Below are 14,031 nucleotides of genomic sequence, written 5' to 3' on the forward strand. Positions count from 1 at the left end.
CTGAGTAATTGAACTTAGGAATGCTAAAATGAGTATAGTCCCATTTTAGCTTGTTCCCAATATAAAATTGTGACAAGCAGTAAATGTGAATATAAAAAGGAAACTCGACTGCGCTGAGTAAGTTCGAGAAACAAAATATAAAATTTTGACTCTCACTTAACTATTCTCAAAGTCCAATTACAATGCCACTTTACCTATTGCATATATCAACACGCATTTAAAACAGAGCGTATATAAAAAGTATTAGAGGTGCTAAAAATTATGATGCAATCTATATTATATGAATATGAAAACTATTGTGGCAAATTAGGGGCAATTTATTCAAAAGAAAAAACAACGTTTATATTATGGGCTCCAGTTTCAAAAAGTGTAAGAGTAATATTATATTATAAAGAAAAAAATGAAGTTTTTGATATGAAAAAAAGAGAAGAAGGAATATGGAGTTTAGAACTTTTAGGAGATTTTAATGGAGTTTACTATAATTATTTAGTTAATAATGAACAAAATGAAATAGAAGTTGTAGATCCATATGCTAAAGCAGTAAATGTAAATGGAAATAGGGGAATGGTAATTGATTTAGAGTCTACTAATCCTAAAGATTGGGATGAAGATATCAAGCCAAAATTTACAAATGCAACAGATGCTATTATATATGAAATACATGTAAGAGATTTTTCAATAAGTGAAACATCAGGTGTTAATGATAAATTTAGAGGAAAGTATAATGGGGTTTATGAGAAGGAAACTAAGATTCCAGGAACCAATTACCCTACATGTTTAGAGTATATAAAAGAGCTCGGAATAACACATGTTCATTTAATGCCAGCATTTGATTATGCAACAGTAGATGAATCCAATGTTAGTTCTGAAAATTATAATTGGGGATATGATCCTAAAAATTTCAATGTACCAGAAGGATCATATTCTTTAGACCCTTTTAATGGGGAAAAACGAATAATAGAATTTAAGAATATGATTAAAACTTTACATGAACATGGTATAAGAGTGATTATGGATGTTGTATATAACCACACACATTCAACATATAGTTCTAATTTAAATTGCATAGTCCCCAGTTATTACTATAGAAAAAATAATGATGGGTGGTTTTCTAATGGGTCTGGATGCGGAAATGAATTAGCAACAGAAAAAAAGATGGTTAAAAAATTTATAATTGATTCTTTGATTTATTGGGCAAGTGAGTATCATATAGATGGTTTTAGATTTGACTTAATGGGATTATATGATATAGAAATTATGAAAGATATAAGAAGAAGTTTGGATAAAATAGATAAATCCATACTTATGTATGGTGAAGCTTGGACAGGTGGTGCATCTCCTTTACCAGAATGGGATAAATGTATTAAGTTTAATATTAGTAAATTTGGAGACATGAATATAGCAGCATTTAGTGATGATATTAGAGATGGAATAAAAGGAAATGTCTTTGATTCTCATTCAAAGGGTTTTATAAGTGGTGCAGGAATTTTAGAAGAGACTATTAAATTTGGAGTAGTAGCTTCTACAAAGCATAATCAAATAAATTATGAAAGTTTAAAATATAGTAAATTTCCATGGGCAAATGAACCGTATCAAACAGTAACATATGCGTCTGCGCATGATAATTATACATTATGGGATAAGATATGTATGTCTAATAATAATTTTTCAAAAGAAGATTTAAAAGCCATGAATAAATTGTCTGCGGCTATAATTTTAACTTCTCAAGGTATTCCATTTTTTCAAGCAGGAGAAGAATTTTTAAGAACTAAGAAAAATAAGGATGGAAGTTTAAATGGCAATAGTTATAATTCACCTGACAGTGTAAATGAATTACAATGGAATAGAACTGTAGAATATAAAGATGTTGTGGATTATTATAAAGGATTAATTAGGCTTAGAAAATTCTGCAAAGGATTTAGAATGGATACTAGCAATGAGATAAGAGAAAACTTAAGATTTTTAGAGAAAAAGATAAATTTTGATAATGATAGAATAGTTGCATTTTATATAAATTTAAGTTATTTGCAAACTAATTGGACGGAAGTTTGTGTAATATATAATGCAAATCCAAATTCAGTCGAAATTAAATTGAATAAAAATGGATGGTATGTTATTGTAAATGAAGATAAAGCTGGAATAGATAAACTGACATATATAGAAAATAATGTAGTAAAAGTGCATAAATTAAGTTGTTATGTATTAGTAAAAAAAGATTAAAAAAACAGCTATAAAAATGAATTATGTTAACAAATTAATAAAAATAACAAGATATACTATTGAATTTAAATCAATATATGTTTATAATATATTAAAATGATATGTTAAAAATTGTGATAAGGAAGAGTATATTTAGTAAGCTTTTCAGAGAACTAGAGATTTGGTGGAAATCTAGTAAGTGAACTTTATAGAAGCAGCCTTTGAATTTCATATTGAAAAATAAGAATTACTATTCTTAATTAGATAATGACGTGTTCCTTACGTTATAAAGGTTGAAGTATTTATGAAAATATTTCTATAGAGTGAGCATTTTATGCTTATTAGGGTGGTACCGCGTAATCAATCTTTCGTCCCTTGTTTTTGGGGATGAAGGATTTTTTTATTACAATTAAATACCTTATCTGATAGTTATTAATTTTAAGGAGGCATTTTATATGGAAGAAATACTAGAAATATTAGAAAAAAATAGTCGTTATACTGATGAACAAATAGCAACTATGTCTGGAAAAAGCGTTGATGAGGTTAAAGCAGCAATTAAAGATTATGAAGACAAAAGTATTATAGCAAGATATACTACTTTGATTAATTGGGAGAATACAGGAAAAGAAACTGTAACAGCATTAATTGAAGTTAAAATAACGCCTCAAAGAGGAGCAGGTTTTGATAAAGTAGCAGAAAGAATATATAAATTTCCAGAAGTTACAGCATGTTATTTAATGTCTGGAGGATTTGATTTAACAGTTATAGTAGAAGGAAAGAGCATGAAAGAAGTAGCTCTTTTTGTATCGGAAAAACTTGCTGTGCAACAATACGTATTAAGCACTAGCACACACTTTGTTTTAAGAAAATATAAAGACCATGGAACAATATTTAAAGAAAAGAAAATTGATGATAGGGAGGCAATTTTTATATGATTATAGAGAATATGATTAAAAAGAACGTAAGAGAAATGCCACCATCAGGAATAAGAAAATATTTTGACATGATTAATGAAATGGAAGGTGTTATATCTTTAGGAGTTGGTGAACCTGATTTTGTTACTCCTTGGAATGTTAGAGAGGCTGGAATTTATTCATTGGAAAAAGGGCATACTCATTATTCATCAAATGCTGGATTTATAGAACTTAGACATGAGATATCTAAGTATTTATATAGAAGATTTAATCTTAGCTATAATCCAACTGATGAGATAATAGTAACAGTAGGGGGAAGTGAAGGAATAGACATAGCTCTTAGGGCATTAGTTGGACCTGGAGATGAGGTTATAATACCAGAACCAAGTTTTGTTGCATATAAGGGATGTACAACTTTTACAGGAGCAACACCTAAAGTCATAAATCTTAGGGCAGAAGATGAATTTAAGCTTACTCCAGAACTTTTAGAAGAAGCAATAACTCCAAAAACTAAAGTTGTAATAATACCGTTTCCTAATAATCCAACTGGTGCAATTATGACTAGAGATGAATTAGCTAAAATAGTAGAAGTTTTAAAAGATAAAGATGTAATTGTTATATCAGATGAAATATATGCAGAACTTTGCTACGATAAAGAGCATGTTTCTATAGCATCTTTTCCTGAAATGAGAGAAAAGACATTGGTAATAAATGGTTTTTCAAAAGCTTATGCTATGACTGGTTGGAGATTAGGATACTTATGTGGACATCCAATACTAATAGAAGAAATGAAAAAAATACACCAATATGCTATAATGTGTTCTCCAACAACAGCACAATATGCAGCAATAGAAGCCATGAAAAAAGGTGATAAAAGCGTGCAAACCATGGTAAGAGAGTATAATAGACGAAGAAGAGTGCTGGTTGACGGATTCAGAAAAATGGGATTAGATTGTTTCGAACCACTAGGAGCATTTTATGTATTTCCATCTATAAAATCCACGGGAATGACATCTGATGAATTTTGTGAACAGCTTCTTATAAATGAAAAAGTACTTACTGTTCCAGGGAATGCATTTGGAGATTGTGGTGAAGGATTTATCAGAGCTTGTTATGCATCATCTATGGACAATATAATGGAAGCACTTAAAAGAATAGAAAGATTTATTAATAAAATAAATAAATAAATATTATTAGGCTATGTTTTAAATGCATATATCAACACTCTGCTAAAACATAGCCTATTATTAAAAAACAAAGTCAAATTAAATTATAAATTTTTAAAGTGTATCATGATGAATAAAAATTCAATTTGATACACTTTATTTTAAAAAACTATAATAATACCATTAACTTAATAATATTATTAAGTAGAGAGAATATATAAGTAAAAAATAAATATTATAAAATCATATGGAAATTATATGAAAAAATATAAAATTGATATAATTAACCACATAAAATATTAATCGCTTTAAAAAATATTCGTTTTTATAATGTTTTAACAATAAAAAGGTTATCCTAATATTGACATTGCTAATGTAATATAATATGATAGTTATGTAACCGGTAACATGATGAGAAAATTAATAAAACTTTTTTAGTTTTCTAATGCCTTAAATTAATCGTTTACAAATGAGGTAAAATAGTTTAAGTAGTTGTGTGAGAACATTAAGGGAGGATTCATATGGGGGCCACGATAAATGATATTGCTAAAATAGCAGATGTATCATCTACAACAGTTTCAAGAGTATTGAACAATTCAGGTTATGTAAAAGAAGAGACTAGACAAAAAGTTTTAAATGTTATAAAAGAAATGAATTATACTCCAAGTGCTATTGCTAGAAGTCTTTCCAAAAGTGAAACAAATACAATTGGAATTATTGTTCCAGACATAACTAATAATTATTTTGGAGAAATAATAAAGGGAATAAGTGAAGTTGCAGAAGAAAAAAATTTAAATATAGTTTTATTTAATACAGATAATTCTTTGGAAAAGGAATTAAAGGCTTTAAAATCTGCAAAGGCCCAAAGAATAAAAGGAATAATAATGACACCTGCTTTTGGAGATGGTAATTTTAAAACTAAATATACTACTTTAATAGAACAGTTAAATATACCAGTTGTTTTGGTATCAGCAGATATAAAACATAGTAATTTAAGTGGTGTTTTTGTGGACAACGTAAAATGTGGATTAGATGCAACTAATTTATTAATAAAAGAAGGACATGAAAAAATAGGAATAATAACAGGGAATATAGATTCTGATGCAACTATGGACATGCTTTCTGGATACAAAAAAGCACTTAATGAAAATAATATTGATATCATGGATAAATATATTTTCAATGCAGATTTCAAAGCAGAAATAGCTTATAAATTAACTAATAATATATTAAAAACAGAAGATAAACCAACGGCATTAGTTATTTGTAGCAATATGATGACTATGGGAGCAATAAAAGCACTTATAGATTCAAAAAAGAAAACACCAGAGGACATATCTATTGTAGGAATTAATAGAGTTGATTTTTTAGATATAGTAGGATTACAAGTTACATATATAGAGGATTCACCAATAAAACTTGGAAAGAGTTCTATGGATATGCTTTGGGAAATAATAAATGATAAAAATAATAAATCTGTAAGGAGAACAATAATGGCTCCTAAAATAATATGTAATGGTTCAGAAAAAAAGATATATTGAAATGAATAGTATATATGTTAATTGTGAAAATTAGTATAGAGAATAAATTAGAATAAATATTATATAAAGTTAATTCTACATAATATACTAAATTAATTTGAATTTAAGTTATAAATTTCATTATAGTTTGTAACTTGAAATATATTATTAAAAATAGTAGGAGGAAAAGCAATGAAAAAGAAATTATTATCATTATTAGCTATTTCTGCAATAACAGTATCAATGTTTGCTGGTTGTGGAGGATCTAGCACAGGAACTAGTGATTCAAAAAAGGGTGGAGAGCAAATTAAAGTAGGTATGGTTACAGACTCAGGAACAATAGATGATAAGTCATTTAACCAAGGTACTTGGGAAGGAATACTAAAGGCTGAAAAAGACCTTGGAATTGCACAACCTAAATACTTAAAACCAAATGGAGAAACTGAAGCAGATTATATGAAGGAAATTGGAAACCTTTATGATGCTGGATTTAGATTAATAGCTACACCAGGATTTAAATTTGAAACTGCTATATATAAATCACAAGAAAAATATAAAGATGCAAAATTTGTTTTAATTGACGGTACTCCAAATAGTGGTGGAAAAACTCCAGAATATAAAGTAGATGAAAACAGTGTTTCTATTTTATTTGCTGAACACCAAGCCGGATTTTTAGCAGGTGTTGCTACATCTGTTGAATTAAAAGAAGGAGACCTAGGATTTATAGGTGGTATGGAAATACCAGCAGTACAAAAATTCAACTGGGGATTCCAACAAGGTGTTGCTTATGCTAATGAAAAGTTAGGAACTAAAATGTCATTAAAAGCAGACAATATAATATATCAAGGTACTTTCAATGATACAGCAGCAGGACAACAATTAGCAGCTCAAATGTATGACAGAGGCGTTAAAGCTATATTCTGTGCAGCTGGTGGAGTTGGTAATGGAGTTATAACAGAAGCTAAGACTAGAATCGGATCAGGTAGTCAAGTATGGGTAGTTGGTGTTGACAGAGATCAATTTGATGATGGTGTATATGCAGATGGTAAATCAGTAATTCTTACTTCAGCAGTTAAAAAAGTAGAAGCTGCAAGTTTTGATATGGTAAAAGCAGTTAAAGAAGGTACTTTCCCAGGTGGTCAAACTTTAACATTTGATGTTACAAAAGATGCAGTAGGTATTCCAGCAAAGAATCCTAATTTATCAGAAGCAACAATGAAAACAGTTGCTGAAGTAAATGAAAAAGTTAAAGATGGAACAATAACAGTTGCAGGTGAACAAGGAAACTTAGTAAAATAATATCTGTTTTATTAAATAAATATTATTTCAAGTAATAACAATTGAAGAAAACTTTTATTAAATAATATAATAAGTTTTCTTCATTGTTAAATACTATATAAGAAATAATAATAAACTAATTTTCTAGAACAATAATAAATTTTGATTTCTATATATTGATAATTGACAATGTACAATAGATAGACCTGAAGTATTGTATATTATCAATTGGCAATTAGAAATTGCTAATCTAAAAAAGGAGGACTCTACTATGGAATATGTAGTTGAAATGCTAAATATCCGTAAGGAATTCCCAGGTATAGTTGCAAATGATAATATTACCGTAAGACTAAAAAAAGGTGAAATTCATGCATTACTTGGTGAAAACGGTGCGGGTAAATCTACATTAATGTCAGTTCTTTTTGGTATGTATCAACCAGAAAGAGGAGTTATAAAGGTAAGAGGAAAAGAAGTTAAAATATCTAATCCAAATGTTGCAAATGATTTAGGAATAGGAATGGTGCATCAACATTTTAAATTAGTACACAATTTTACAGTAACTGAGAATATAATTTTAGGATGCGAACCTAAAAAAGGTTTAACAGTTGATGTTAAAAGTGCTGCTAAAAAGATTAAAGAACTATCTGAAAAGTACTCATTAAATGTTGATCCATATGCCAAAATAGAGGATATAACAGTAGGTATGCAACAAAGAGTTGAAATCTTAAAAATGCTTTACAGAAATGCTGAAGTATTAATTCTAGATGAACCAACAGCTGTACTTACACCACAAGAAATAGATGAACTTATGAAGATTATGAAAAACCTTATAAAAGAAGGAAAATCTATCATTATCATAACTCATAAGCTTAAAGAAATTAAAGCAGTTGCAGATAATTGTACTGTTATTAGACGTGGAAAATATATAGGAACAGTTAATGTAAAAGAAACATCTCAATCAAAGATGGCAGAAATGATGGTTGGAAGACCAGTAAGCTTTAAGGTTGAAAAAGAAGATAAAGAACCAGGAGATGTAATTTTAAAAGTTGATAACCTTTCTGTAATGAATAATAAAAAGGTACTTGGTCTTAAAAACTTTTCAATTGAAGTTAAAGCGGGAGAAATTCTTGGAGTTGCTGGTGTAGAGGGTAATGGACAATCTGAATTAATTGAAGCCATTACTGGAATGAGACATGTACAATCTGGAAAAATATATTTTGAAGGTAAGGATATTACTGATATGTCAATACGTAAACGTATTGATAGCGGAATAGCACATATTCCAGAAGATAGACAAAAAAGAGGACTAGTTTTAGATTACACTATTGAAGATAATATTGTACTTGAGATATATGGTAGAGAACCATTTTCTAAACATGGATTATTAAACAGAGAAGCTATACACAATTATGCTGAAAAAATTATTGAAGAATTTGATGTTAGATCAGGAGAAGGTGGAGCATCTTTTGCTAGAACAATGTCAGGTGGTAATCAACAAAAAGCTATAATTGGTCGTGAAATTGAATTGGATCCAGATTTATTAATAGCAGTTCAACCTACTAGAGGTCTAGATGTAGGTTCTATAGAATATATTCACAAAAGACTTGTAGAACAAAGAGATGAAGGAAAAGCTGTTTTACTTATATCTTTAGAATTAAGTGAAGTCTTGAATCTATCAGACAGAATTGCAATCATTAATAGCGGTGAATTAATAGGTACTGTTAATGCTTCAGAAACAAATGAAAATGAAGTTGGCTTAATGATGGCTGGTATTCAAAGGGGGAGTGAAGCGTGAGTAAAAAAGAGAGTTTAAATTCTATACTTGCAGTTGTTTTAGGATTGATTGCAGGTGCAATATTAATGGCTCTTATTGGAGATAATCCTGTAGATGGATATTCATATCTATTTAGAGGCGGATTAATGAACATAGAGAGAATTGGTAATACTCTAGCGACAGCTACACCATTAGTACTTACAGGACTTTCAGTTGCATTTGCATTTAAAACAGGTCTTTTCAATATTGGAACTCCTGGACAAATGTTATTTGGTGGATTTGCTGCTACAGCAATAGGATTAACATGCTATAACAGCATGCCAAGATCGATATTACTATTAGTTATGATAATTGTGGGAGCGGTTGCAGGTGCACTTTGGGCATTCATACCAGGATTATTAAAAGCTAAATTTAATGTAAATGAAGTTGTATCTACTATTATGATGAACTGGGCTTGTTATTGGATAGTTTACTATACAATTCCAGCTTACTTTAAAGGTGAAACTTTAGAAACAGAATCAAGGCTACTTCCAGAAGTAGCATCATTAAAGACACCAGTACTTACTAAATTATTTGATGGCTCTTACATTAATCTAGGTATATTTATTGCAATTTTAGCAGTTATTATAGTTGGATTTATATTAACAAAGACAGTTTTAGGTTATGAATTAAAGGCTGTAGGCTTTAATAGAGATGCTGCAGAATATGCAGGTATGTCAGTAAATAAAAATGTAATTTATTCTATGATGATAGCAGGTGCACTTTCAGGTCTTGCAGGTGTAGCTCAATATGTAGGAAATGCATCTAATATACAAATTGGTGTAATGCCAACTCAAGGTTTTGATGGTATCGCAGTATCATTACTAGGTGCCAACAATCCTATAGGTGTATTTATATCAGCAATATTCTTTGGATTATTATATTCAGGTAAAGGATTTATGAATGCCAATACAAGTATTCCACCTGAAATTGCAGATACTATAATAGCAACTATTATATATTTTGCAGCTACAAGTGCAGTTGTACCTATGGTATACAATAAATTTAAACGTAAAAAGGAATTAAAAAATGAACAAAAGGCAGGCAATACAGGAACAGGAATATTGCCTAATGATGAAAATAATAAATCTTCAGATGATACTGAAGAAATAAATAACAAGGAGGAGAAGTAATATGTGGGGAATAATACAACAAGTTTTTCCTTATGCTATTGCGTATACAATTCCTCTATTAATCACTTCACTAGGTGCATTATATTGTGAAAGAAGTGGAGTTGTAAATATTGGACTTGATGGATTTATGATTATAGGTTCATTTTCAGGAGCATTAACAATATTTAAGTTACAAGAATCAATGCCAAATAGTACTCTTCCTCTTTGGATCGGTTTACTTGTAGCAGTGGTAGTTGGGATGTTATTTTCACTATTACATGCATTTGCTAGTATAAATTTAAATGCAGACCAAGTAATTAGTGGTACTGCAATTAATATGATAGCAGGAGCATTAACTATATTCTTAGCAAGAACTATTGCAGGTAGTGGACGTATAAGAATTCAAACAGGATTTTATCCAATGGATGTTCCAGTTCTTTCATCAATACCAATAATCGGAGATTTGTTTTTTAAGAAAACATATATTACTACATGGTTAGTTTTATTAATACTTATAGTAAGCATATTCTTAATATATAAAACTAGCTTTGGTTTAAGATTAAGAGCATGTGGAGAACATCCTCAAGCAGCAGATGCAGCGGGAATTAACGTTTATCGTATGCGTTATATTGGAGTATTAGTTTCAGGAGCATTATCATCTCTTGGAGGAGCAATAATACTTGTAACATACTCAGGTGAATTTAATGGAAGTGTTGCAGGACTTGGATTCTTAGCATTGGCAGCATTGATATTTGGTCAATGGAAGCCATTAGGTATTCTTGGAGCTACATTATTCTTTGGATTTGCAACTACAGTTGCTAATGTATCACAAGTAATTCCAGCATTAGCATCTATACCATCAGTGATACTAAAAGTATTCCCATATGTAGTTACATTAATTGCATTAGTATTATTCTCAAAATCTTCACAAGCACCAAAAGCATCTGGGGAACCATTTGATTCTGGTAAAAGATAATAAAAAATAATTTTTAAAGGATAAGCTAATATATTATTAAAAATAATATATTAGCTTATCTAATCAAAAAATATATTATTAGATGCTAGGGAATCAGTACCAGATTTACTTTGATATATGGTATTATAAAAAACATAATAAAGTCAAATGTTTGGAATCCTATAGTTATATAAATTTAGAATAAAGGGGACATGAAGAATGGAAAATAAAGAACTTATAAAAATAGCATTAAAATATAGAGAAAAGGCATATTCACCATATTCTAATTTTAAAGTTGGTGCGGCTGTATTATTTGATAGTGGAAAAGTATATGGTGGTTGTAATATTGAAAACGCTTCCTTTGGTGCAACTAACTGTGCAGAAAGAACAGCAATTTTCACTGGTGTAGCAGAAGGTGAAACTAAGGTTACTGCAATTGCAATAGTAGGAAGTTTACAAGAAAATACTTATCCATGTGGAATTTGCCGTCAAGTTATAAGTGAATTTGGAGGCCCTGAAGTGAAAGTAATACTTGCTAAAAGTGAAGAAGATTATATTGTAACAGATATGGCTGAAATTTTACCAGGTGCATTTACAAAAGCAGATTTAGATAAAAATAACAAATAATAACTTAAAAGATATTTTAGGATATAAAAAATTGCATGTATTTAAAATAAATTTCAAAAATTAGATTATGTGGAGGTAACAAAATGAGTATTCATATAAACGCACCAGAAGGTGCAATAGCAGAAAGCATATTATTACCAGGAGATCCTTTAAGAGCTAAGTTTATAGCTGAAAATTTTTTAGAAGATGTAGTTTGCTATAATGAAGTTAGAGGAATGTACGGATTTACAGGGACTTATAAAGGAAAGAGAGTTTCAGTTCAAGGAACAGGTATGGGAATACCATCAATATCAATCTATGTTAATGAATTAATTCAAAGTTATGGAGTTAAAAATCTTATAAGAGTTGGAACTTGTGGTGGATATCATGAAAAGGTTAAGGTTAGAGATCTTGTAATTGCAATGTCAGCATGTACAGACTCAAATCTTAATTTAGTAAGATTCCAAGGCAGAACATATGCACCAACTGCAAGTTTTGACTTATTAAAACCAGCTTATGATTTAGCTGTGCAAAAAGGATTTGAACCTAAGGTGGGCCCTATATATAGTTCTGATATATTCTATGGTGATGATAATGAAGATTGGAAGAAATGGGCTGACTTTGGTTGTTTAGGAGTTGAAATGGAAGCAGCAGCATTATATACTATTGCAGCTAAATATAATGTTAATGCATTAGCATTACTTACAGTAAGTGATCACTTTATAACAGGTGAAGTAACTACTGCAGAAGAGAGACAAACAACATTTACAAATATGATTGAAGTTGCATTAGATACTATAGTTGGATTAGAATAATACTTAAATTATAAATAAGAAGCAATTGAATTATAATTTTATTTGATAAAAATAAAAATAGTTAAATAAAATAAATAAATTTATAAAAGAGAGCTTTTGGAATTCCAAAAGCTCTCTTTTACTTTATAAATAAATATAGAATTTTATAAACCTCAAAAGTTTATATTAATATTCCTCGTAAACACAAACGCCTATAGAACCAGGTCCAGTATGTACACCTGTACAAGCTCCGATGGTCTCTAAAGATATTTCTGTTATATTTTCATGAGCTTGTACATTGTTTAAAAATTCATTAGCTTCTTCATCAGCATCTCCATTCAAAATCCAAACTCTACATTTACCATTATCAAGATATGACATAAGTATTTGCTTTAATTTAGTTAAAGATTGTTTTCTGCCTCTAGCTTTTGCATAAGGGTATAAAAATCCATCTTCATCAGAAGAAATTATTGGTTTTAAATTTAAAGTTTCAGCAATAGTACCAGATACTCGTCCTATTCTTCCACCTGCCCTTAAATATTTCAAAGAAGGAAATGTTACAAAACCATGAGTTTTATTCCTAATATCTTCAAGATTAGAAAGAATATCTTCAAAGGTACAATTATCATTAATTAATTTTCCAACTTGTGTTGCAATAGCTCCAACTGGATAACCTATTGTTTTTGAGTCAAATATGTAAGATTTAATTTTAGGATAATGCTCACTTAATAATCTTATACTATTAAAACATCCCGAAGAATTAGCTGAAACTGTAATAATAATTACATGAGTATAGTTTTCAGCAATTAAGTTTTCAAATACTTGACTACTATATTCTATGTCTGGTAGAGATGTAGTAGGAATTTCTGTTTTTAAAAGGGTAAATAATTCTTTTGAGGATATTGTTATTCTATCTAAGTATTCGTTATCATTGAAAATTATTCTAAATGGAAGTAACTTAATATTGAACTTATCTAAAGTACTTTGATTTAAGTCACAACTACTATCTGTTATTAAGGCAATTTTTTGCAAAAATTTTTCCTCCTTAGTATATAAATATACAAAATTTTTCCTTAATTTATATGAATTAAATTTTTTATGTAATTAAACTATATCATAGCTTTTAACGTACTACAATGATTTTTAATGTTAATATTTTGGCAAATATATTCCAATGAAAAATATTACTTATATTTATTTAATTTACATTTTAGATGATAGATAAATTTTATATATTAAGACTTAATTTAAGATTAAATGTATAGTCTATATTTTTTAAACAATACTAAAATAGAGAAACATTATATATATATTTAGGAGGGTTAAATTTATGGCAAAAGCAGGAATGAGAAGACCTGATCCAAATGATGCTCATGGAACTGAAAGTAATCATAAACAACATTATAAAAAAAATGATGTTGAGCCAGTACCAGAAATTCAAGGTAAAGCAAAAACAGGCAATAAAAAAACTAATCCTATAAAATACTAAAAATTTAACTGTCTAAAATAGAAAGAATTCTATTTTAGACAGTTGTTTTTATTTTAGGCTCTGTTTTAGTAGTGTGTTTATATATGCATAAGCAAAGTGGACTGAGTAATTGAACTTAGGAATACTAAAATGAGTATAGTCCCATTTTAGCTTGCTCCCAATATAAAATTGAGACAAGCAGTAAA

12 protein-coding genes and 1 other annotated feature are annotated in these 14,031 nt (G+C 29.1%); of the genes, 11 read left to right on the forward strand and 1 reads right to left on the reverse strand.

The annotated features are described in order from the left end of the window. Positions 1-261 precede the first annotated feature (261 nt). From pulA to deoD, 10 genes are all read left to right on the forward strand, one after another. Positions 262-2,220: a type I pullulanase gene (gene pulA, locus RGC78_RS14905; protein ID WP_252214016.1), complete on the forward strand. Its 1,959-nt coding sequence runs from the start codon at positions 262-264 to the stop codon at positions 2,218-2,220. Positions 2,221-2,324: 104 nt separating this feature from the next. Continuing rightward, positions 2,325-2,578, forward strand: a binding site (T-box leader). 76 nt (positions 2,579-2,654) lie between these two features. After that, positions 2,655-3,134, forward strand: a complete 480-nt coding sequence (locus RGC78_RS14910) for an Lrp/AsnC family transcriptional regulator (protein WP_252214014.1) — start codon at positions 2,655-2,657, stop codon at positions 3,132-3,134. Beyond that, the gene (locus RGC78_RS14915; RefSeq protein WP_252214012.1) at positions 3,131-4,300 is read left to right on the forward strand and encodes an aminotransferase class I/II-fold pyridoxal phosphate-dependent enzyme; all 1,170 of its coding nucleotides are present in this window, start codon (positions 3,131-3,133) and stop codon (positions 4,298-4,300) included. Before RGC78_RS14910 ends, RGC78_RS14915 begins: the two co-directional genes overlap by 4 nt. Positions 4,301-4,800: 500 nt before the next feature. Further along, a complete protein-coding gene (locus tag RGC78_RS14920; protein WP_252214010.1) occupies positions 4,801-5,820 on the forward strand; it encodes a LacI family DNA-binding transcriptional regulator in 1,020 nt (339 codons plus the stop codon). A 171-nt stretch (positions 5,821-5,991) separates the two neighbouring features. Continuing rightward, entirely contained in the window at positions 5,992-7,098 is a 1,107-nt protein-coding gene (locus tag RGC78_RS14925) for a BMP family lipoprotein (RefSeq protein ID WP_252214008.1), read from the forward strand. 250 nt (positions 7,099-7,348) lie between these two features. Continuing rightward, positions 7,349-8,872, forward strand: coding sequence for an ABC transporter ATP-binding protein (locus RGC78_RS14930; protein WP_252214006.1), 1,524 nt, complete (start codon positions 7,349-7,351; stop codon positions 8,870-8,872). After that, the gene (locus RGC78_RS14935; RefSeq protein WP_309556897.1) at positions 8,869-10,023 is read left to right on the forward strand and encodes an ABC transporter permease; all 1,155 of its coding nucleotides are present in this window, start codon (positions 8,869-8,871) and stop codon (positions 10,021-10,023) included. Before RGC78_RS14930 ends, RGC78_RS14935 begins: the two co-directional genes overlap by 4 nt. Position 10,024: 1 nt before the next feature. Further along, positions 10,025-10,978, forward strand: coding sequence for an ABC transporter permease (locus RGC78_RS14940; protein ID WP_252214002.1), 954 nt, complete (start codon positions 10,025-10,027; stop codon positions 10,976-10,978). Between the two features lie 198 nt (positions 10,979-11,176). After that, positions 11,177-11,584: a cytidine deaminase gene (locus tag RGC78_RS14945; RefSeq protein WP_252214000.1), complete on the forward strand. Its 408-nt coding sequence runs from the start codon at positions 11,177-11,179 to the stop codon at positions 11,582-11,584. Positions 11,585-11,667: 83 nt separating this feature from the next. Then, a complete protein-coding gene (deoD, locus tag RGC78_RS14950) occupies positions 11,668-12,378 on the forward strand; it encodes a purine-nucleoside phosphorylase (RefSeq protein ID WP_252213999.1) in 711 nt (236 codons plus the stop codon). A gap of 165 nt (positions 12,379-12,543) precedes the next feature. Here deoD and RGC78_RS14955 read toward each other — a convergent pair whose 3' ends face one another. After that, a complete protein-coding gene (locus RGC78_RS14955; RefSeq protein WP_252213998.1) occupies positions 12,544-13,389 on the reverse strand; it encodes a DegV family protein in 846 nt (281 codons plus the stop codon). A gap of 298 nt (positions 13,390-13,687) precedes the next feature. Between RGC78_RS14955 and RGC78_RS14960 the strand changes: the two genes are divergently transcribed. Continuing rightward, positions 13,688-13,846, forward strand: coding sequence for a hypothetical protein (locus RGC78_RS14960; protein ID WP_192875381.1), 159 nt, complete (start codon positions 13,688-13,690; stop codon positions 13,844-13,846). The last annotated feature ends 185 nt before the right edge of the window (positions 13,847-14,031 follow it).

The sequence above is a fragment of the Clostridium aquiflavi genome, assembly GCF_031344075.1.
Classification (GTDB): Bacteria; Bacillota; Clostridia; order Clostridiales; family Clostridiaceae; genus Clostridium; species Clostridium aquiflavi.